Genomic DNA, 21,308 nt, shown 5'->3' on the forward strand with positions numbered 1-21,308 from the left:
TTATCTTCCCGGACGACCGGTCTTGCCGGGCCGCCGCTTCTTGCGGGCGACGTCCACCGGGTCTTCGTAAGAGCCGATACCGGCGCGTTCGCGGCGGACCGGGGCCTCTCCACCGGCGGGCACTTCCGTCCGCTTCACCGTCATTTCATCCAGCGAGTTCTTGCGGAATTTCGTGTCCGGCGCTGCGGGCAGCGGGCCATCGTGGCGTGGCTTCGCCATGTCCGTGCCCGGTCCCATATTGTCCAGCGACGGCTTCTGGAACAGAGACTTTCCGCTGGTGTCATCAACCGTTCTATGCACCTTGCGCCCGGCATTGTGGCGGCCCTTTGTGCGCCCGGTGACCGGGCTTTCCAGTTCCACCTCCCGCGCCATCGGATCGTCGGCAATGGCGAGTTCCGTCTCGCGCAGGCGCTTGATTTCGTCGCGCAGACGCGCGGCCTTTTCGAAATCCAGATCGGCGGCGGCATCGCGCATCTGCTTTTCCAGATATTCCAGATGGGCTTGCAGATTGTTGCCCATCATGCCGCCTTCTTCGGCAAAGCCCGAAATATCGGCGCGGACATGGTCGCGTTCGTAGACCGAGTTCAGAATATCCGAAATGTTCTTCTTCACCGAGGCCGGTGTTATGCCGTGTTCTTCATTATAGGCAATCTGCTTCTCACGGCGACGGCTGGTTTCATCCATGGCACGCTGCATCGAGCCGGTAATGTTGTCAGCGTAGAGGATAACCTTGCCGTCGACATTACGCGCGGCGCGACCGATGGTCTGAACCAGTGAGGTTTCAGACCGCAAAAAACCTTCCTTGTCGGCGTCGAGAATGGCGACGAAGCCGCATTCGGGAATGTCGAGACCTTCGCGCAGCAGGTTGATGCCCACCAGCACGTCAAATGCGCCAAGACGCAGATCGCGGATGATTTCGATACGCTCCAGCGTGTCGATATCCGAGTGCATGTAGCGCACGCGCACGCCCTGTTCGTGCAGATATTCGGTCAGGTCTTCCGCCATGCGCTTGGTCAGCACCGTGACGAGCGTGCGGTAGCCCTTCTTTGCCGTGTCGCGGATTTCGCCAAGCACGTCGTCCACCTGCGTCTTGGCAGGACGGATTTCCACGGGGGGGTCGATCAGGCCGGTCGGGCGAATGACCTGTTCAGCAAAAACGCCACCCGCTTCTTCCATTTCCCAGCTGCCCGGCGTTGCCGAAACGGCAATAGTCTGCGGACGCATCGCGTCCCATTCCTCGAAACGGAGCGGGCGGTTATCCATGCAGGACGGCAGGCGGAAGCCATATTCGGCCAGCGTCGCCTTACGGCGGAAGTCGCCGCGATACATACCGCCGATCTGCGGGACGGTGACATGGCTTTCATCGATGAAAACCAGCGCGTTGTCCGGGATATATTCAAACAGGGTCGGCGGCGGTTCGCCGGGATTGCGACCCGTCAGATAGCGCGAATAGTTTTCGATGCCCGCGCAGGAGCCGGTGGCTTCCAGCATTTCTAGATCGAAAGTCGTGCGCTGTTCCAGACGCTGCGCTTCCAGCAGACGCCCGGCATTGTTCAATTCGACAAGGCGATGCTTCAGCTCGTCCTTGATCGACTTGATGGCCTGATTGAGCGTCGGTCGCGGCGTGACATAGTGCGAATTTGCGTAGATCTTGACCGATTTCAGATCGCCGGTCTTCTGGCCGGTGAGCGGGTCGAATTCGGTGATGGTTTCAATCTCGTCGCCGAACAGCGAAATGCGCCAGGCCCGGTCTTCCAAGTGGGCCGGGAAAAGTTCGATCGTGTCGCCACGCACGCGGAACGAGCCGCGCACGAAATTGATATCCTGCCGCTTATATTGCTGCGCCACGAGATCGGCGAGCAATTGCCGCTGGTCGAGCCGGTCGCCGATCTTCATTTCGAAGGTCATGGCCGTATAGGTTTCGACCGAACCGATACCATAGATGCACGAGACCGAAGCGACGATGATCACGTCGTCGCGCTCAAGCAGCGCGCGCGTGGCCGAGTGGCGCATACGGTCGATCTGCTCGTTGATCGAGGATTCCTTCTCGATATAGGTGTCTGAGCGCGGCACATAGGCTTCCGGCTGATAATAATCGTAATAGGATACGAAATACTCGACCGCATTGTTCGGGAAGAAGCTCTTGAACTCGCCGTAAAGCTGGGCCGCCAGCGTCTTGTTGGGCGCGAGGATCAGCGCCGGGCGCTGGGTCTCCTGAATGACCTTGGCCATGGTGAAGGTTTTGCCGGAGCCGGTGACGCCGAGCAGCACCTGTGTGCGGTCGTCATTGGTCAGCCCTTCGACCAGATCACGAATCGCCGTCGGCTGGTCGCCGGACGGTTCGAATGGCGTCTCCATCTCGATGGAAATGCCGCCTTCGGATTTTTCCGGGCGGGCAGGGCGGTGCGGTGTCCAGAGCTGGCCGTTTTTGAACAGCGGATTGCCAGATTCGATCAGATCGGACAGCGCCTGCACGGTGGCAGTGGCGCCCGACGCATTGAGCCCGGCAGCATCTTCCAGACTGATATCCAGCCCGGCGACCGGATTGAGCCCTGCGGCTGCGCGCTCCTTGGCGGAAGCCGCACCGCCCATCGACGTACCGCGACCGCTGCGGGATGCTTCCTTGCTGCGTTCGGGGATCTTCTTCGGCGTCTTGGCGGATTTGGTTGCTTTGGCAGCAGGCTTTGCCGCTTCGTCGCCGATTTCCTTCGCCCAGTCGGCGATGGAGCCGGTCAACGGCGCGCCAGAAAGCTCGGCCTGCGGCATTTCGCTGAAGCCGTCAGCCGTATCGTGCGAATCCTGTGTGTATTTGTCTTTGGAGGAAGCCATGTCGCTAATATGGAATTTCGACATGCAAATGAAAAGAGCACGGCGGCAAAATCAGCCCTGTTGCCGGATCCTGGCAGGTGGCTCCTGACAGAAGGTTGTCAGGAAGTCGCGCCCGATAAATGCAGGTTGCGATGCCGCATGTTTTTCAGGATTGGTTTGTCCCATACTCCGGCAGAATCATTTGTGTTTAAAGGATTGATTGATGAGCGTTGCAGATAAGCCCAAAGGCGAACTGACCTTGCGCGTTCCGGCCATGCCGAAGGACGCCAATTCGGCATTCGATATTTTTGGCGGCTGGGTCATGTCACAGATGGACTCGGCCTCCGGCATTCGTGCGGAAGAACGCGCCCGTGGCCGCGTCGTCACCGCAGCCGTGCGCGAGATGTCCTTTGCCAAGCCGGTCAAGATCGGCGACGTTTTGTGCGTCTATACGGAAATCACCAAGGTGGGCCGCACTTCGATCACCTTGCGTGTCGAAGCCTGGGCGCAGCGCGCATCCCAGCAGCGCATGGAACTGGTGACGCATGGCGAATTCGTCATGGTGGCGCTGGACAAGGACGGCAAGCCGTCTCCGGTCCCGGAAGAATAGCCGCTCTCCATCTACATCGCAGAAAAGCCCGGTTTCGACCGGGCTTTATTTGCAGGCGCGATAGCCGCTTCGACGCTGCATCAGGTCGAAGTGAAAGTGATCTGCATGTTCAGGATTATAGCCCGGCCCAAGCACCGTGGTGAAATAATCGCAGGCGTCGGAACGAACGCTGTTGAGCAGGCCTTTTTCGCGGAAAGCGAAGAAACCGGGTCTGCGCACCGAAATATCCTTGCCGTTGTTCAGCTTGATCCGCGTCACGTCGATGGCGTTGCCGCGTGAATGTTCCGACATTTTCGCGCCGCGACGATGATTCATCGTGCGGCAGGAATAGCCGCCCGCATTATAGATCGTGTTGATGCCGGACAGATAGCGCAGGCGCGCCGCCGGTTGCAGATCGCCCTTGATCCAGCGCGCAAAGGCTTCCGTCACCTGACAGTTCAGCGTTGCCGCCGGTTTGAAGGCGATGGAGCCGCTGTTGAAGCCCGACACCTCAATCGGATTGCCGATATTGCAGGATGCGCTGCGATAGATCGGCGGCTTTTCCTTGAAGACGACGCCGAGTTTTTTAAGGCGTGTGCGGCACGCCGCTTCGGAATTCGACCTGGTGTAGATGTTTTCAGCCGCCGTAACCGGGTTCTGAACCGGCGTCGCAAAGCCGTAATCGCCTGCATATTGCGGCTCGCTTTGCGGTGCTGGCTGCGCGGTGTGGGTTTCTTCTTCCTCGGCCAGCCCCACAACACGGTCTTGCTGCGGCGTATGCGTCATGGGGGGCTCGGGTATCGGCGAACTCATTACCGGCGCGGCTTGCATCGGTGCATCGGCCAAGCGAGCGGATGGCATCGGAGCGCTGGCCACGTCGGTGCTTGGCACCATGATATCCGAGTTTCCCACATCGGCTTGCGGGCGCGGCGGGCGGTCGCCGGAACAGCCAGCGGCCAGTATCAGCAGGAGCACGGACGCCGCCGGACCAAGACGGCGCAATCGCGAACGCGCATGATCGTGATCTGTTGTGGCGGACAACGCAAAACTCATGTCCTTGCCTTCTGCTTGTGGGGCGGTGTTTCCTGTATCCTATGAGAGAAGCGTAAAGGAAGAGTCAGTGCCTCTGTTAAGCGCTGTGGCGCAATCAGGGCAACGAAAGGGCGAGCTTGTGATGCTCTCTATCTTTTGACTGACGGCACGGCTGTTTTTTGCACTGCGCCATGTAAAATCGCTTCCCACTTTTGTCGGAAATGTTCTATCGCTTACCGCCGTGGTTCAGGGCCAAACCGCGCATCAGACCATCCTCCCGGTCCCAAAAGTTTCACCCATGTCAGCACTGATTTCGCCAAGCATCCTGCCGATCCTGCTTCTGGTCGGCTCGAATATTTTCATGACCTTTGCCTGGTACGGCCATCTGAAATTCACCAACACGCCGCTGGTTGCGGTGATTTTCATCAGCTGGGGTATCGCGCTGATCGAATATTGCCTCGCGGTTCCAGCCAACCGTATCGGGCACGAAGTTTATTCGGCGGCCCAGCTCAAGACGATACAGGAAGTCATCACGCTGGTGATCTTCAGCCTGTTCTCGGTGTTCTATCTGAAGGAAGCCTTCACCTGGCACCACCTGCTGGGCTTTGCCTTCATCGCAGGCGGCGCGGCGCTGATTTTCAAGGCTTGATGGTTATTCTGCCGGTTCCGCTGCCGGGACCGGTTCCGCCTTGCGGTTCCAGAACATCGGGACAAGTTCGACGGCTAGCATGGCCGCAAAGAGCATGCCGCAGCCGATGAAGCCGATGAAGGTCAGCCGGTCGCCGAGGAAGATCGCGCCGAACAACGCCGCAAACAGCGCTTCCGAAGACAGGAAGATCGCAGCCTGCGCCGAGGTCGTATAACGCTGGCCGATGGCTTGCAGGGTGAAGGCAATGCCGGACGACATCACGCCGGTGAACAGGATTTCCTTCCATGTCAGGGCGATGGCGTTCCAGTTGAAGCCTTCGAGCAGCGATGCGCTAGCCAGACCGATAATGGCTGCGGTGGCAAACTGAACGCAGCTCAGCATGATCGGGCGTCCGGCGCGGTTGGCGCGACCAATCAGCAGCACTTGCATGGCCCAGAAAATTGCTCCGCAGATGACCAGCCAGTCGCCGGTCTTGAGCGCGGTCAGTTCACCGCCCGACAGCAGGAAAATCCCCGCCAGACAGATGACGGCGCAGGGCCAGACAACCGGGTGCGGCCATGTGCGGAACAGCAACACCCCCAGAACCGGCACCATCACGACATAAAGGCCAGTCAGAAAACCGGCATTGGTGACCGAGGTGGTGATGAGGCCAATCTGTTGCAGCAGCAGGCCGGTGAAAAGCACGGCGCCCACCAGCATGAAGGAACGATAGTCGGAAGGTTTCAGACGGGCGGACGAGCGGCGGCCTTCGGCAAGCGCCCAGGGCAGCACGGTGAGAGCGGCAATGCCGGAACGAACGCCGATAAACAGGAACGGGCCGATGCTGGCCATGGCGGTCGACTGGGCGACGAAGCCCATGCCCCAGATCACGCCAGCCAGAAGCAGGACAATATTGGCTTGCGTGCGCGTCATCATGGCCTCGGATTGCGAAGAAGAAGGTCCGGCCCCATAGGATCGCCGGAAATTGTCTGTCCTATAGGCATTAGCCGGGCCTCGCGGCAAGCGGCGTCTGTATTCTGCGACAATGGTGCAGATGCGTCTTTAAGAGCCCGTTCCAAAAGTCGCCCTGTGTGGCTGCAAATGGCAATTTTCTCCATTCCGGTGCTCACGTACCTTAAGTACGCTCCGCTCCGGTACTCGAAAATCACCATTTTCGCACACACATGCCGCTTTTTGATTCAGGCTCTGAGCTGGCTTCTTGTCTGGAGATTTGACAGGGTTCGATTTTTCCGCGTGAAAAGATCGCCAGAAATGCTATAGTTCGGCGAATTAGTCGTTTGAACGGTTCCGAAACGGGTGTTTCGGTGACCGTTTTCTTTTTGTGTATCGGGGGGTGTTGCAGCTCCCGGAAGGGCACCTTGCAGCGCGGTTGTGCAGGCAGGGTGCGGCGGGCAACCAAACTGCCGGCGCGTTCAGTTCTTGGGAAGAGACGGGCGCCGGGCGAAGGAAAGGACTGGGTATGGAAAAGTTCCCTATGACCCCTCGCGGTTTCGAAAAGCTCAAGGAAGAGCTCCGCTGGCGTCAGCAAAACGAGCGTCCTCGGATCATCGAGGCTATCGCAGAAGCGCGTGCCCATGGCGATCTGTCGGAAAACGCCGAATATCACGCGGCCAAGGAAGCCCAGAGCCTCAACGAAGGCCGCATCAACGAACTGGAAGATGTCGTTGCGCGTGCCGAAGTGATCGACGTTACCAAGCTGAGCGGCGACCGAATCAAATTCGGCGCGACGGTCACGCTGATCGACGAAGACACCGAAGATGAGAAAATCTACCAGATCGTTGGCGACCAGGAAGCTGACGTGAAGGAAGGCCGCATTTCGATTTCGTCGCCAATCGCGCGCGCCATGATTGGCAAGACCGAAGGCGATACGATCGAGGTCAATGCACCGGGCGGCTCGCGTTCCTACGAGATCGTGACACTGAAGTTCATCTGATCACCGTGCCCCATTCAAATCCGGTTCCGGTTGAGAGCGTCGAGGTTGTAGCTCCCAACTTCAAGCAGCGCCTTTCCGGCGTGACCTCGACGATTGTGCAGCTCATTCCTTTGCAACGTGCGAAGGGGCTGAACATTGCCACAATGGGACCGGGTTTGCCGGAAAGCCTGCCGCATTTGGGCTGGGGCGCGCTTTTGTCCTTCTGGTCAGCACCGAAAAACCGCCGCTTCCGGATCTGGCATGCGCGGCGTAATATCGAAATGCTTGCCGGTATTTTCATGCGCGATGTCTTGCGCATGAAGCTGCGGCTGGTGTTCACCTCGGCTGCCCAGCGCAACCACAAGCCTTTCACCAAATGGCTCATCCGCCGCATGAATGCGGTCATCGCCACCAGCGGGCGCTCGGGCAGTTTTCTGGAAGTGCCGCATGAGGTCATCATGCATGGCGTCGATCTGGAACGCTTTCATCCCCCGGTTGGTGAGGAAGACATGTTTGCCGCCTCTGGTCTTCCGGGCAAATATGCTGTCGGTTGTTTCGGGCGCGTGCGGCATTCCAAGGGCACCGATCTCTTCGTCGATGCGATGATTGCGCTTTTGCCGAAATATCCTGAATGGACGGCGATCATCACCGGACGAACCACCGCTGAGCATCAATCTTTCGAGGATGACCTCAAGGCGAAGATTGCCGCCGCCGGTTTGCAGGATCGTATTCTCATTTTGGGTGAAGTCCCCGATATTCGGGTCTGGTATCGCCGCCTGACGCTTTATGTTGCGCCGTCGCGCAATGAGGGATTTGGCCTGACGCCGCTGGAAGCCATGGCGTCGAAGACCGCTGTAGTGGCAAGCGATGCCGGGGCCTATGCCGAAATGATCGTCGACGAAACCGGCAGTTTCGTGCCCGCTGGAGATGGCGAAGCCTTGCGCGAGGCTATTGAGCCTTATCTCGCAGACCCGGCCATGGCCGAGCGTGACGGCGAAACCGCTCTTGCGCATGTGCGCGCCAATTTCCCGCTCGAGAAGGAAGCGGCTGCGATCAGCGGTGTCTATGAGCGCGTATTCGCCGGGCGTGTCTGATCCAAAAGTTGCCATGCCGGTCTGCAAATGGCGATTTCTGCGCTTCCGGTGCTCACGTACCCAATGTACGCTGCGCTCCGGTTCTCGAAATCACCATTTTCGCCACGGCCTGCCGCTTTTTGATTCAGACACTAAAGCATGTCGCGGAAAAGTGGGAACCGGTTTTCCGGTACCGACATGCGTAGAAACAAATAGATAAAGCGCGTCGTATGGGTGGGATAAAACGCGACGCGCTTTAAAGGCCGTGGTGTTCAGAGAATCATCAGCGGTTCGTCCTTGACCGGACGAATGGTCAGCGCGGTGCGGACGGAGTCCACATTTGGTGCTGCGGTCAGTTCCTCGATCACGAAGGTCTGGAACGTGTTCAGATCACGTGCAACGCAATGAAGCAGGAAGTCGGACTCGCCCGAAACCATCCATGCGCGGCGTACCAGCGGCCACTGCTTGGTTTTCTCCGCAAAAGCCTTCAGATCGGCATCAGCCTGACGGTGCAGACCGACCGAACAGAATGCGACCAGATCCTGACCCAGCGCATTGCCGTTGAGAATGGCGCGATAGCCCCGAATGACGCCGCTTTCCTCGAGTTTACGGACCCGGCGAAGGCAGGGAGGTGCCGAAATGCCGACCCGTTCGGCCAGCTCGACATTGGTGATGCGCCCGTTGTTCTGGAGCTCCCGCAGGATTTTCCAATCGATTTCGTCCAGATCGGCCTTGATCGGCATGCATGACTCCGCGCGCAAGGAAATTTCATTCAAGGGTAATTATAGAATATGTGACGCCGTCATGGCGCAATCTAATCATGCTAATATCAAATGAATCCGTGGCGTGTAAACCGTCTAAAGCTCTGTCAACGCACCCAAAAAGCGCGTGTGAACAGGATATATACCGTCACAAGCTCCAGTCGTCCTGCCAGCATCAGGAAGGACAGCACCCAGAGAGCCGGGTCCTGGATGGTGGAAAAATTGCCAACCGGACCGATTGTTTCACCAAGGCCGGGGCCAATATTGGACAGGGCGGTCAGTGCGCCAGTGAAGGCCGATACGAAGTCGAGGCCGAGTGACGCCAGCAGCACCGCGCCGATCACCAGCGATGCGCAATAGAGGAAGAGATAGAGCAGCACGTTCTGGGCGATTTCGCCGGAGATTTCCGATGAGCCATAGCGCATCTTGGTGACGGCATGCGGCACGATTAGGCGCGACAGGCTCGCTTGTGTCAGGCTCCACAGGATGATGAGGCGGTTCATCTTGATACCGCCCGACGTGGAGCCCGCGCAGCTTCCCAGAAACGAGGCGAGGAAGAAAATGCCGAGAGCGGGTGGCCCCCAGAGCGAATAGTCTTCGGTCGCATAGCCGGTGGTCGTGATGACGGACACGAAATGGAACGAGGCCGAAATTAGCGCGTCGCCAAAAGGCACGTCCAGACCAAGCCGCAAGACGACGGCGAGGATGAAGCTGAAGCCGATGACGATGCTGAAGAACAGTTTGACCTGCGGATCTGCCAGCGATTCCAGCCGCTTGGGCATGAAAGCCTTGATGTAGAGCACGAAGGGCAAGGCCGAGAGAATCATGAACACCGTCGCGACAACCAGCAGAAGGCGGTTGCCGTGGTAGAAACCGAGCGAGTTGTCATGCGTGGAAAAGCCAGCCGTGGCCACCGTCGTCAGGCCGTGGTTGATGGCGTCGAACACGCTCATCCCAATCATGAAATAGCTGATGATGCAGGCAGCCGTCAGGCTCAGATAGGCGAGAATAATGCCAAGCGCGATCTGGTTCATGCGCGGCAGGATTTTTTCTGACTTGTCGGAATTTTCCATGTGAAAGAGCGCAAGGCCACCGGCGCGCAGCGACGGCAGCATCAGAAGCGCCAGGCCGATGAAGCCGATACCGCCGATCCAGCAGAGCAGCGACCGCCAGAGCAGAATGCCGCGCTGCATATTATCCAGGCCGGTCAGCGCCGTTGCGCCAGTGGAGGTCACGCCGGACATGGCTTCGAAAAAAGCGGTGGCATAGCTGATCGGCAGATGCGAGAAATAAAGCGGTATCGAGCCGAGGAAAGCTGCGGTCAGCCAGATGCAGACCGTGAGCAGAAAACCGAGGCGGGGCGTGAAACGCACGGACTGGTTCTGCGTCGCAAAAAGGATGAGCGCGGAAAGCGCGCCCGTCGTTGCTGCCGAACGCAGGAAAATCAGCCAGTCGTCGCTGCCGTCGCGCAAGTCGATTGCGGCGGGCAAAAGCATGGCGGCCGCCATGATGAGGCCGAAGCGCGCGCATATGTTGGCGACAGTCTTATAGATGGCGGTCGTCTCCGGCCGTTTGTGGGGCGATTGGCGGACAGTTGAGCGTTGTTTTTCCTGTCTGTTTAACGCGAGATCGACCCGGTCGCAATGCGGGGAGGCGCTTCCTATCGCCTAACTGTCACAAGCTGTGGCTAAAGCGCAGCAAATGCCCGTCAAACCTTGCAAACGGAAAAGGGCAGACCTACCTTGGCCATAATATCAGGGCACAGTTAGGCCGGGTGCGCAGGCGATTCCGGTCAGTCGTGCACCCGCTGCTTTAAATCGATTTTAGGACCGGAGAGGAACCTCATGTCACAGCGTCATGCGCCCGTTATTGTTATCGGCTCAGGTCCTGCTGGTTATACCGCCGCGATTTACGCAGCGCGCGCCATGTTGAAGCCTATCGTCATTGCCGGTCTGCAGCAGGGAGGTCAGCTGATGATCACCACCGATGTGGAAAATTATCCGGGCTATGCCGAGCCGGTGCAGGGCCCATGGATGATGGAACAGATGGCCAAGCAGGCAGAACATGTCGGCGCGGAAATCGTGCACGACATCATCACCGAGGTTGAAACCACGGTGCGCCCGTTCCGCCTGAAGGCCGATTCCGGCGCAGTCTATACCTGTGACGCGCTGATCATCGCGACTGGTGCGCAGGCCAAGTGGCTTGGCCTCGACAGCGAACAGACCTTCATGGGCGGTGGCGTCTCGGCTTGCGCGACCTGCGATGGGTTCTTCTATCGCGGCAAGGACGTGGTTGTGGTCGGCGGCGGCAATACGGCTGTCGAAGAAGCGCTTTACCTGTCGCATATCGCCAAGAGCGTGACCGTGGTGCATCGCCGCGACGGTTTCCGCGCCGAAAAGATCATGCAGGATCGTCTCCTGTCGCGCGCCAATGTCAGTGTGGTCTGGAACAGCGTGATCGATGAAATTCTCGGTACCGAGGCCAAGCCTCCGATGGGCGCGACCGTTACCGGTGTGCGGCTGAAGAATGTCGTGACGGGCGAGACCACGGAAGTCGATACACATGGCGTCTTTGTCGCCATCGGTCATGCGCCTGCCGTGTCGCTGTTCGAAGGCAAGCTGAAGCAGAAGCCGAACGGCTATCTGTGGACGGCGCCCGATTCCACCGCCACGGATGTTCCGGGCATTTATGCCGCTGGCGACGTCACCGACGATATCTACCGTCAGGCCGTGACCGCCGCCGGTATGGGCTGCATGGCAGCGCTCGAAGCCGAGCGCTGGCTGGCCGCACAGGAACCGCTGCACGAAGCAGCGGAGTAACGAGGGGGAAATCGTGGTCGCACCGCTCGACTGGGATAAACTGCGCATTTTTCATGCTGCGGCAGAAGCAGGGTCGTTCACCCATGCCGCGCAGACATTGCATTTGTCGCAATCGGCCATTTCGCGTCAGGTCAGTGCGCTGGAACAGGATGTCGGCGTGCCGCTGTTCCACCGCCACGCGCGCGGGCTGATTTTGACGGAACAGGGCGAAACGCTTTATCGCACGGCGCATGACGTGTTGATGAAGCTGGAAAATGTTCGCTCCAAACTGGCCGAGAGCAAGGAAAAGCCGACGGGACGCCTGCGCGTCACCACGACGGTGGGGCTCGGCTCCGGCTGGCTGATCGAGCGTATTCAGGAATTCGTCGAGCTTTATCCGGATATCCAGCTCCAGCTCATTCTCGACAATGAAGAGCTGGACCTGACGATGCGCCATGCGGATTGCGCTCTGCGTCTGCGTCAGCCGCAGCAGCCGGACCTCATCCAGCGCCGCCTGTTTACAGTGCATATGCACCTTTACGCTTCGGCGGGCTATGTCTCGAAATACGGCAAGCTGAACTCGATCGATGAGATCGACCAGCATCGCATCGTGACATTTGGCGAACCGGCTCCGAGCTATCTGACCGGCCTGAACTGGCTGGAAGTGGCAGGCCGCACCGATGGCAGCACGCGCATCCCGGCCTTGCAGGTCAATAATCTTCTGTCGGTGCGCCGCGCCGTACAGCGTGGCGTCGGCATTGCCGTGCTGCCGGATTACATGGCCGACAAGGAATCCGGTCTGGTGCAGCTCGTGCCGGAACTGGAGGAAATCCCGTCCTTCGATACGTTCTTCTGCTACCCGGAAGCATTGAAGAATTCCGCCAAGCTGCATGCGTTCAGGGATTTCCTGTTCTCCAAGGCGCGCAACTGGACCTATTGATCTCATCCATATGAATGCAAAAGGCCGCGTTGGAGCAACCAACGCGGCCTTTTGTTTTTGGTGTGGCTGCTGATGTGCTGGCCAGCTATTAAGGCAGAGCTGACACCGCCGCCCGCGCTCCCTCATCCTGAGGAGCCGCCGAAGGCGGCGTCTCGAAGGGCGAGGGAGCCTAGACTGGACCTCCCCCTTCGATCCTTCAACGGGCTCAGTATGAGGCTTCGCTCCGCTCCGCACCTCACCCTTCGAGGCTTCGCTCCGCTCCGCACCTCAGGATGAGGGCGTGCGTTGACGCGGAGCGCCCGTTTGCGTTACTTGCGCGGCAGGAGGCGCTGCACGTCCTTGGCGGTGTCGGCGAGGATGTCTTCCGGGGTGGCGGACTGTTCGACCAGACGGGAGAGACCGTCCACGATGGTCTGCGTTACCTTCACGCCGTTGGAGCCGGGGAAGGCATACCACGGCACCATGATCGACATCTGGCTGAGACCGGCCTTGAAGAGCGGGTTTTCTTCGTAGAACTTGCCGAGATATTCATCCGACTTGGCGGCGAGATCGTTGTTCGGCACGTAACCGGTGCCCGGAACCACGACCGAAGCGCCATAAGGACCGGCGGCGAACTTGGCGAATTTCCAGGCGGCATCGACCTTGGACTGGTCTTCGGTGAGGATTACGACCGCGTTGCCACCGGTCGGCAGACGACCCTTTTCCGGGTTGATGAGCGGGATCTTTGCGGTGCGCAGATCAAACTTGTCGCCGACATTCTTGATCGTGTTGCGCAGTGCGCCGGTGGTCTGGAAGGCAAAGCCCACCTTGCCAGCGGCAAAGGCCTGTTCGCCCGCAGCCTTGGTCAGAACCGGCATGCCGCCTTCCTTGACCATGCGGTCAACGAGCTTCAGCGCAGCAAGGCCTTCGGGTCCGTCGAAAGCGACCTTCTTCTCGTCTTCGGTCAGCATGGTGCCGCCTGCGCCGAATAGAAGAGCGGAGAACATCCAGTCGTCACCCTGCCAGCGGAAGTCGATGCCTTCATTGCCGTTGCCGAGCGCCTTGATCTTGCCGCCGAGCGCGATCACTTCGTCCCAGGTGGTGGGCGGCGTGTCGGGGTTGCCACCGGCAGCGCGCACCAGATCGGCATTGTAGTACATGATAGGGTTGGAGGTCGCGAAAGCAAGGCCGACCTGACGGTCGCCGACGCGGGCGAGACTGAGGATATGATCAGTGAAGCCCTGCGCTTCCATATCCTTTTCCTTCTCGACCAGTGGCTTCATGTCGACGCCGATATTGCGTTCGGCCAGAACGCGCAGGCGATTGAGACCGGTGAAGGTGATATCCGGCATTTCCGACGTGCCAGCTTGACGCATGATCGTCTGGATGCCTTCTTCATAGGTGGCGGAAGGGCTGACGAAGTTGATCTTGATGTCCGGATTTTCTTCCATGAATTTTTTCGAGATGTCGGCCATGACATCCTTGAAGAAGCCGGGCATCGGATAATGCACATTGAGCGTGGTGTCTGCGAAAGCGGGCGAGCCGAGGCCGGTTGCGATGGCCAGAGCGGCAAAAGTGCTTGCGAGTCGTTTCATGGATAACTCCTGTATGTGAGATAGGCGAAAGAGGTCAGCCTTTGAGACCGGTCAGGGTGATGCCCTCGATGAAGCGGCGCTGGGCGGCGAGAAAGGCCAGCAGCAAAGGCAAGGTGATGATGAGCGTTGCCGCCATCAGCGCGCCGTAGTCGTCACCGGCTTCGGCGGCGCGGAAATAGAGCAGGCCGAGCGGCGGCGTGGCGCGTTCCATGCCGTTGACGACGATCAGCGGCCAGAACAGATCGTTCCAGTGCGCAACAACCGAGAAGATCGAGAATGCCGTGATAGCAGGCCATGCATTTGGCACGATCACGCGCATGACAATGCCTGCTTCCGACATGCCGTCGAGGCGGGCGGCGCTGATGAGATCGTCGGGCATGGCGCGGAAGAATTGCAGGAACAGGAATATGCCGAATACCGAGATGAAGAACGGTGCGCTGAGCGCAAAATAGCTGTTCAGCACGCCAAGCTGGTTGAAGCCGACATAGATGGGCAGCGCGGTTGCGTGGATCGGCACCAGCAGTCCCAGCATGACGAGAACCATCATGGTGCGCTGGCCGCGAAAGTTGAGTTTCGCCATGGCATAGGCGCATGGAATGGCGATCACCACCTGCACCACCAGCACCAGTCCACAGACCACAACGCCGTTGAAGAGCAGCAGCCCCATGGGTACGCGGGTGAGGGCTTTGGCGACATTGTCCCAAAGCGCCCAGTTCTGCGGGATCAGCGAGAGCGACGACGAGAAAATGTCCTGCTGCGACTTGGCTGCGGTGGACAGCATGAAGATGTATGGCGCGAGGAAAAGCTGCGCGCCGAACGAGAGAAGGCCGAGGCGAAACGAGCGGGCGAATGACATATCCGTTTCCTCAATAATGCGTGCGGCGGTCCAGCACACGGAACTGGAGCAGCATCAGGACGATCAGCACGGCGAGGAAAATCACGGTCATGGCCGAGGCGTAACCGACGCGCAGGAACACAAAGCCTTCCTGATAGATGCTCCAGAGCAGGACTTCGGTGGCCTTGTTTGGCCCGCCTTCGGTGAGCGTCTTGACGGTTTCGAACACCTTGACCGCATTGATGATGCTGATTGTCGTCACGAAGAGCGTCGTGGGGCCGAGCAGCGGCCATGTGACGAGACGAAAGCGCTCCCAGCTGCTTTTCACGCCGTCCACTTCGGCGGCGGAATAGAGTTCGCGCGGAATGGCAGTCAGCCCGGCCAGAAACAGCACCATGTTGAAGCCGACGCTCTGCCAGACGCCGATCAGCGCAAGGCTGAATAGCGCCGTATCGCTGGAGCCGAGCCAGTTGGGGCCGGTAATGCCGACCATGCCGAGAAGGGTGTTCACGGGGCCAAGGGTCGGATGCAGCAGATATTGCCAGACGGTCGCCATGGCGACGAGAAGCGAGGCAACAGGCAGAAAATAGACAGTGCGGAAGAAAGACTTTCCGCGCACTTCGCCTTCGATGAGAAGCGCGACGCCGAGGCCGAGAAACACCGAGGCCGGTGCGACAATGGCCGTATAGATCGCCGTGTTCTTCAAAGAGATGAGAAAAGTGCGGTCGCTAAACAGTTCGACATAATTGTCGAGGCCGATGAATTCGAAACCGGCATAGCCGAGTTCGTAATTGGTGAAGCTCCAGAACAAGACTGCTGCGGTCGGCAGAAGGATCAGCAGCACCGTCAGGAGAATGGCGGGGGAGGCGAGTTTCCAGGCCAGTCGCTCCTCGCGCCGCCGCGCATTTTCGGCGGCAGTGCGGGCGCTGACTGCGCCGGGCCTAGCAAGAGCGAGATCAGACATGAGCCGGAGCCTTTTCCGCCGGTGCGAGGGTCACCACATTTCCGGCAGGCTGGCGCAGGCGCGCGCCGTCATCGCCGAAGAGATAGGCGTTTTCCGCATCGAAATGCAGGCCGACAGGCAGACCGGGTGCAATGTGATCGGCCTTGACAGGGGCGAGCTTCACGATCAGTTCCTGCGCGGAGCCGGGCGCTTTCAGGTAAACCAACACTTCGGAGCCGAGGAATTCGATGCGCGAGACGGTTCCGCTAATGCCGGTCTTGTCATGCGGGCGCAGACGGAAATGTTCCGGGCGGATGCCGACACGGATCGTTGTGCCCGCATAGGCGGCGACGTTTTGCAGGATCGGGCGGCCCGCGAAATGGACACTGCCCTGATCGCTGACCAAGGCGTCCAGAATGTTGATGCGCGGGGTGCCGATGAACTGGGCCACTTCGATATGGCGCGGATCGTTATAGATCGCGGTGGGCGTGTCGATCTGGAGCAGCTTGCCGCCCATCATCACCGCCACACGGTCGGCCATGCTCAGCGCCTCAGCCTGATCGTGGGTGACATAGATCGTCGGCACGCCAGCGCGGCGGTGCAGTTCCACAATCTCGGCGCGGGTATGAACGCGCAGATTGGCATCGAGATTGGACAAAGGCTCGTCCATCAGGAAAACGCCGGGCTGGCGCACGAGCGCACGGGCAAGTGCAACGCGCTGGCGCTGGCCGCCCGACATCTGGCCGGGCTTGCGGTCGAGAAGATGGTCGATTTTCAGGCTGGCGGCGGTGGTTTTCACCTGTTTCTGGATCGCGGCGCGCTTGGCGCGCTGGCCTGGAACCAGTGGTCCAACGACGGGCAGGCGTTCGGTCGTCGTCATGTCGCGCATGGCGAGCGGCACGGCGATGTTCTGCGCGGCGGTCAGATGCGGATACAAAGCGTAGGACTGGAAGACCATCGCGATATTGCGGTCGGCGGGATGCGCGCCGGTGATGTCGCGGCCAGCCAGCGCGACATTGCCTTCATCGGCATGGTCGAGCCCGGCAAGAATGCGCAAAAGCGTGCTCTTGCCGCAGCCAGACGGGCCGACGAGGGCGATGAATTCGCCCTCCGCCACGTCGATGCTGATGCCGTCCAGAATGCGGTTGCCGCCATAGGACTTCCCGATATCGCGGATGGCAAGCGTGCTCATTGGGTTGCCTCTTCCGTGACTTTCGCGCCGTCGCCCGCATGATGCGGATAGACCTCATGCACCACATCGTCGATCACGTAGGGCGTCAGTTCATCAATGCGCACGATGGCGCTGGTGGCTGCTTCGCCAAGTTCATGCACGACAGCGCCGAGAATACGCTCGCCTGGCAGATCGCGTTCCATCGCGCCGACGATGAAGGCCGCCGCCGGTCCCCAGACATAGCGCGTGCCGAACGCTTCGCCCTTCCATGCCCGGTGCAGGTGGCCGCTGGCGTGAAGCTGCACGTTATACTGCGCGAAGAGATCATAGAGACGCTGGCGCGCCACCGGGCGGATGCCCCAATAGCCGCTGTCGCCTTCTTCCGGATCGTCGACGAAGAGTGGCTTGTGCGCGAAAACGGCGACGGGCTTGCCGTCTGCGTTTTCCAGAACGTTTTCCAGCCACTGGAACTGGTCTTCTTCCTGTTCGCTGCCGGTGCCGATGATAAGGCTGTTGAGGCCGACGATCAGCCAGTCACCGAGGTCCTTGGCCCAGCGGTCTGGACCGATATGGCGCTGCCAGCGCGCAAGGCGCTCGGCATTGACCGGCTGGTGGCTTTCCGGCAGATGGCCGATGTCGTGATTGCCCGGCACGCTGAGGACGGGCGCGGAGAGCTGTTCGAAACAACTGCGGCAGAATTCGAGATCAGCTTCGATATCGGCGCCATCGACGGCAAGATCGCCGGTGTGAATGATGAGATCGGGCTTCTGCTGCTCGATCCACGCCACGAGCGGTTCCCAGTTCGGGTTGAAATGTGTCTTGATCGGGCTGAGATGGGTGTCGGTGATTTGAACGATCCGCATGGGCGCGCTCCCTCATGGCTTGTGAGATGTTCGCAGCGATCACCGTCTTCTCCGGTGGCCGCTTCACGCCGGATGCGTTCTCCCCGCATCGGCTCTGCCGGGGCTTTTAGGCCTGTTTTGTGACAGTCCTGATGCGCCGCAATGACAGTTGGATGACATCTTCTGTGGGGAATCAGCGGAAGGTGATTTGCTGATTTTGCAGGCAGTTAGGTTGTATCGATGCCTGTTCCATAGGCGCTCTGATTTGCATCCAACCGCTCATTGGGCGGGCAAGATTTAGCTAACTATTTGATTGTATTTAAAATAAGTGCCTGAACGAGCTATGCGCAGGATGCATGGCAGCTTTGCGCTAAAGTTGCATTGCAAAAATGATGAGCAGGGAGCATATAACAATCATCTCAGCGCCGCGTTTCCTCCTCCCATTTGCGCGGGCTGAGTGTTCCCCTCTGGAGGTTTGCCTCAAAGGCACCTTCAAAACTCAAAGCCAGACATTTGTCTGGCTTTTTTTTTGGCTTTTCGCCTGTTATTGGCCGCGACGGCTGAACACAACAAACTACAAATGCTGATCACCTTCCAGCTGTCTGTTCTGACAGGGCGAAGCCACGTGCTGTTTTTCCGTGAAAGTGCGGATACGACAAAGGGGCCTTGCGGCCCCTTTGTTATTCGCTATTCAGAAGCTTTTGTTCTTACGCATGTCTTTGTCTCGAAACCGGTTCCCACTTTCGGGAGAAATGCTTAGCGCAGGCTGGCGCAGAAGCGCTGGATACGGGTGCAGGCTTCTTCGAGCAGCTCATCGGACGTTGCATAGGAAATGCGGAAGTTCGGTCCAAGACCGAAAGCCGAACCGTGAACCACGGCAACGCCTTCTGCTTCCAGCAGTTCGGTGACGAAATCTTCGTCCGTTTCGATGACCTTGCCAGCTTCGGTTTTCTTGCCGATCAGGCCAGCGCAGGACGGATAGACGTAGAATGCGCCTTCCGGTGTCGGGCACTGGATGCCCTTGGCCTGATTGAGCATCGATACGACCAGATCGCGACGAGCCTGGAAAATTTCCTTGTTCTTCGGGATGAAGTCCTGCGTGCCGTTCAGCGCTTCAACCGCTGCCCACTGGGCGATCGAGCAGGCACCGGAAGTCTGCTGACCCTGCACCATGTCCATGGCCTTGATGAGTTGCAGCGGGCCAGCGGCGTAACCGATGCGCCAGCCGGTCATGGCATAGGCCTTGGAAACGCCGTTCATGGTCAGCGTGCGGTCATAGAGCGACGGCTCGACCTGAGCAGGGGTCGTGAAGACGAAATCGCCGTAGACCAGATGCTCATACATGTCGTCGGTCAGGATCCAGACCTGCGGGTGACGCACAAGAACGTCTGTCAGCGCCTTCAGCTCGGCTTCCGTATAGGCAGCGCCCGTCGGGTTCGACGGCGAGTTGAAGATCAGCCACTTGGTCTTCGGCGTGATCGCCTTTTCCAGATCGGCAGCGGTTAGCTTGAAATTGTCTTCGATCTTGGTGTTGATGAACACCGGCGTACCGCCGTTGATCGCAACCATTTCCGGATAGCTGACCCAGTAAGGGGCAGGCACGATGACTTCATCGCCGGGGTTCAGCGTGGCCATGAAGGCGTTGAACAAAATCTGCTTGCCGCCGGTGCCGACGATGACCTGATCCGGCGTATAGTCGAGGCCGTTTTCGCGCTTGAACTTGGCGACGATGGCCTTGCGCAGCTCAGGAATACCGGCCACAGGCGTGTACTTCGTTTCGCCGCGATTGATCGCGTCGATGGCGGCCTGCTTGATATTGTCCGGCGTGTCGAAATCGGGTTCGCCCGCACCAAGACCGATCACGTCCTTGCCTTTGGCTTTCAGTTCGCGTGCTTTCTGGCTGACCGCGATGGTCGCAGATGGCTTTACACGGGAAAGGGCGTCGGCGAGAAATGCCATGATAGATCTCCATAGATGGCAGGCTCTGTTAACCGCACTGGGAACGGCGCGGTTTTGCGGATTTTCTATGTCGCATCGGCACGGGAATCGCAACAGATGGATTGACTTTTCGCCCGTGAATCCGGGTTTTCTCGAAATTGTGTTGCGAAAAGTGTCGGATAGATCAGTCTTGCTGACATAATATCTCAATGAAACTGATTAGACAGGATGCTGTCCGCGCGTCGATATGGTTTTTTGAAACAGGAGATTTTCATGCTGACCATTTACGCCCAACCCGATTCAGGAAATTGCTACAAGCCCCGCCTTCTGCTTGCCTTGCTGGGCAGGCCTTTTCGGCATGTCACGGTTTCGTCGCTCGACGGCTCGACGCGCAAGCCGGACTATCTCGCCAAAAATCCCAACGGAAAGGTGCCATTGCTGGAGCTGGAGGACGGGCGACTGCTGGCAGAATCGAACGCCATGCTGCTCTATCTGGCGGAAGGAACGCCGTTTCTGCCCAAGGACGCCTATGAGCGGGGGCTTGTCTATCAATGGCTGTTCTTCGAACAATATAGCCATGAGCCCCATGTGGCCGTGCGCCGGGCGCTGATGCTCTATCCGGAGCGGGCACGGGATGCGACGCCGGAACGTCTGGCCTCAACGCTCGCCGGTGGCAACAAGGCGCTTGGCGTCATGGAAACACAGCTTGAAAAGACGCCCTATCTGGCGGGCGAGACTTATACGGTCGCCGATATCGCGCTCTATGCCTATACGCATGAGGCGCATCTGGGCGGCTTCGACATGCAGCAATATCCCGCGGTTCAGGCCTGGCTCAAGCGCGTTGCGGCCCATCCGGGCCATGTGGCGCTCGACTGGCTGCCTTGAGAGCCTGTTCTAAAAGTCGCCCTGTGTGGCTGCAAATGGCAATTTTCTCCATTCCGGTGCTCACGTACCCAAAGTACGCTCCGCTCCGGTACTCGAAAATCACCATTTTCGCACACACATGCCGCTTTTTGATTCAGGCTCGGAGAATTTTCTCTGATTCCAAAAAATTAGAGCGCCGGTCAGACCGGCGCTCCAATGTTTTCATGTCACATTCGTGCACAAGCCAGATGAAACATCCGGCGGCAAAATGTCTTAGGCTGCGACGAGGTTGTCGGCAGACGAACGGCCCGAACGGCGGTCCTGCACGATCTCGTAGGTGACCTTCTGGCCTTCGTTGAGCGTGGCAAGGCCAGCGCGCTGAACGGCAGAGATGTGAACGAAAATGTCCGTGCCGCCCTGGTCAGGCTGAATGAAGCCGAAACCCTTGGTCGTGTTGAACCATTTAACTGTTCCCGTAGCCATGGGAATGTCCTTTGTAACGATAGTAATTTTTAGTCCGCATGCTCCGCATACGTCCCTGTGGATCGAATTTATGGACAGGAGATCGTCAGGAAGCAC

General features: G+C 58.9%; 19 protein-coding genes. 7 read left to right on the forward strand and 12 right to left on the reverse strand.

Features of this window, described 5'->3' with window-relative positions:
• Entirely contained in the window at positions 1 to 2,829 is a 2,829-nt protein-coding gene (gene uvrB / locus HWD97_RS09615) for an excinuclease ABC subunit UvrB (protein WP_109370272.1), read from the reverse strand.
• 202 nt (positions 2,830 to 3,031) lie between these two features.
• Here uvrB and HWD97_RS09620 point away from each other — a divergent pair, with 202 nt between their 5' ends.
• Positions 3,032 to 3,418, forward strand: coding sequence for an acyl-CoA thioesterase (locus HWD97_RS09620; RefSeq protein ID WP_109369476.1), 387 nt, complete (start codon positions 3,032 to 3,034; stop codon positions 3,416 to 3,418).
• Between the two features lie 45 nt (positions 3,419 to 3,463).
• Here HWD97_RS09620 and HWD97_RS09625 read toward each other — a convergent pair whose 3' ends face one another.
• Positions 3,464 to 4,450, reverse strand: a complete 987-nt coding sequence (locus tag HWD97_RS09625) for an extensin family protein (RefSeq protein ID WP_371834971.1) — start codon at positions 4,448 to 4,450, stop codon at positions 3,464 to 3,466.
• Between the two features lie 277 nt (positions 4,451 to 4,727).
• Here HWD97_RS09625 and HWD97_RS09630 point away from each other — a divergent pair, with 277 nt between their 5' ends.
• Positions 4,728 to 5,078: a DMT family protein gene (locus tag HWD97_RS09630; RefSeq protein WP_109370271.1), complete on the forward strand. Its 351-nt coding sequence runs from the start codon at positions 4,728 to 4,730 to the stop codon at positions 5,076 to 5,078.
• A gap of 3 nt (positions 5,079 to 5,081) precedes the next feature.
• Here the strand turns inward: HWD97_RS09630 and HWD97_RS09635 are convergent, their stop codons facing one another.
• A complete protein-coding gene (locus HWD97_RS09635) occupies positions 5,082 to 5,990 on the reverse strand; it encodes a DMT family transporter (RefSeq protein ID WP_109370270.1) in 909 nt (302 codons plus the stop codon).
• A 547-nt stretch (positions 5,991 to 6,537) separates the two neighbouring features.
• Between HWD97_RS09635 and greA the strand changes: the two genes are divergently transcribed.
• Together greA and HWD97_RS09645 are read left to right on the forward strand one after the other, a co-directional pair.
• Positions 6,538 to 7,011: a transcription elongation factor GreA gene (greA, locus tag HWD97_RS09640; protein ID WP_109369473.1), complete on the forward strand. Its 474-nt coding sequence runs from the start codon at positions 6,538 to 6,540 to the stop codon at positions 7,009 to 7,011.
• 5 nt (positions 7,012 to 7,016) lie between these two features.
• The gene (locus HWD97_RS09645) at positions 7,017 to 8,084 is read left to right on the forward strand and encodes a glycosyltransferase family 4 protein (protein WP_109369472.1); all 1,068 of its coding nucleotides are present in this window, start codon (positions 7,017 to 7,019) and stop codon (positions 8,082 to 8,084) included.
• A 251-nt stretch (positions 8,085 to 8,335) separates the two neighbouring features.
• Here HWD97_RS09645 and HWD97_RS09650 read toward each other — a convergent pair whose 3' ends face one another.
• Together HWD97_RS09650 and HWD97_RS09655 are read right to left on the reverse strand one after the other, a co-directional pair.
• Positions 8,336 to 8,806: an Lrp/AsnC family transcriptional regulator gene (locus tag HWD97_RS09650; protein ID WP_095447076.1), complete on the reverse strand. Its 471-nt coding sequence runs from the start codon at positions 8,804 to 8,806 to the stop codon at positions 8,336 to 8,338.
• Between the two features lie 125 nt (positions 8,807 to 8,931).
• Positions 8,932 to 10,332 (reverse strand): TrkH family potassium uptake protein, encoded by a 1,401-nt coding sequence (locus HWD97_RS09655; RefSeq protein ID WP_371834972.1) that lies wholly within the window; start codon positions 10,330 to 10,332, stop codon positions 8,932 to 8,934.
• 336 nt (positions 10,333 to 10,668) lie between these two features.
• On the opposite strand from HWD97_RS09655, the gene trxB reads away from it, so the two are divergent.
• Complete coding sequence (gene trxB, locus HWD97_RS09660; RefSeq protein ID WP_109369470.1) at positions 10,669 to 11,643, forward strand: thioredoxin-disulfide reductase; 975 nt, start codon at positions 10,669 to 10,671, stop codon at positions 11,641 to 11,643.
• Between the two features lie 13 nt (positions 11,644 to 11,656).
• Complete coding sequence (locus tag HWD97_RS09665) at positions 11,657 to 12,562, forward strand: LysR family transcriptional regulator (RefSeq protein WP_109369469.1); 906 nt, start codon at positions 11,657 to 11,659, stop codon at positions 12,560 to 12,562.
• 308 nt (positions 12,563 to 12,870) lie between these two features.
• Here the strand turns inward: HWD97_RS09665 and HWD97_RS09670 are convergent, their stop codons facing one another.
• The 6 genes from HWD97_RS09670 to HWD97_RS09695 all read right to left on the reverse strand — a co-directional run bounded on the left by HWD97_RS09670 (position 12,871) and on the right by HWD97_RS09695 (position 19,886).
• Positions 12,871 to 14,136 carry an ABC transporter substrate-binding protein gene (locus HWD97_RS09670; RefSeq protein ID WP_109369468.1) on the reverse strand — a complete coding sequence of 422 codons (1,266 nt, stop codon included), beginning with the start codon at positions 14,134 to 14,136 and terminating at the stop codon, positions 12,871 to 12,873.
• Between the two features lie 34 nt (positions 14,137 to 14,170).
• On the reverse strand, positions 14,171 to 14,992 hold the full coding sequence (locus HWD97_RS09675) for a carbohydrate ABC transporter permease (RefSeq protein ID WP_109369467.1): 822 nt from the start codon (positions 14,990 to 14,992) through the stop codon (positions 14,171 to 14,173).
• A 10-nt stretch (positions 14,993 to 15,002) separates the two neighbouring features.
• Positions 15,003 to 15,935, reverse strand: a complete 933-nt coding sequence (locus tag HWD97_RS09680) for a carbohydrate ABC transporter permease (RefSeq protein WP_109369466.1) — start codon at positions 15,933 to 15,935, stop codon at positions 15,003 to 15,005.
• Entirely contained in the window at positions 15,928 to 17,106 is a 1,179-nt protein-coding gene (locus HWD97_RS09685; protein ID WP_109369465.1) for an ABC transporter ATP-binding protein, read from the reverse strand. Before HWD97_RS09685 ends, HWD97_RS09680 begins: the two co-directional genes overlap by 8 nt.
• Positions 17,103 to 17,948 (reverse strand): metallophosphoesterase, encoded by an 846-nt coding sequence (locus HWD97_RS09690; protein WP_109369464.1) that lies wholly within the window; start codon positions 17,946 to 17,948, stop codon positions 17,103 to 17,105. The genes HWD97_RS09685 and HWD97_RS09690 overlap by 4 nt, the downstream gene beginning before the upstream one ends.
• A gap of 735 nt (positions 17,949 to 18,683) precedes the next feature.
• On the reverse strand, positions 18,684 to 19,886 hold the full coding sequence (locus HWD97_RS09695; RefSeq protein WP_109369463.1) for a pyridoxal phosphate-dependent aminotransferase: 1,203 nt from the start codon (positions 19,884 to 19,886) through the stop codon (positions 18,684 to 18,686).
• Positions 19,887 to 20,138: 252 nt separating this feature from the next.
• Between HWD97_RS09695 and HWD97_RS09700 the strand changes: the two genes are divergently transcribed.
• Entirely contained in the window at positions 20,139 to 20,750 is a 612-nt protein-coding gene (locus HWD97_RS09700) for a glutathione S-transferase family protein (protein ID WP_109370269.1), read from the forward strand.
• Positions 20,751 to 21,002: 252 nt separating this feature from the next.
• Here HWD97_RS09700 and HWD97_RS09705 read toward each other — a convergent pair whose 3' ends face one another.
• Positions 21,003 to 21,212: a cold-shock protein gene (locus HWD97_RS09705; protein ID WP_109369461.1), complete on the reverse strand. Its 210-nt coding sequence runs from the start codon at positions 21,210 to 21,212 to the stop codon at positions 21,003 to 21,005.
• Positions 21,213 to 21,308: the final 96 nt, after the last annotated feature.

It is taken from the genome of Ochrobactrum sp. C6C9, assembly GCF_022627935.1.
GTDB classification, from domain to species: Bacteria; Pseudomonadota; Alphaproteobacteria; order Rhizobiales; family Rhizobiaceae; genus Brucella; species Brucella teleogrylli.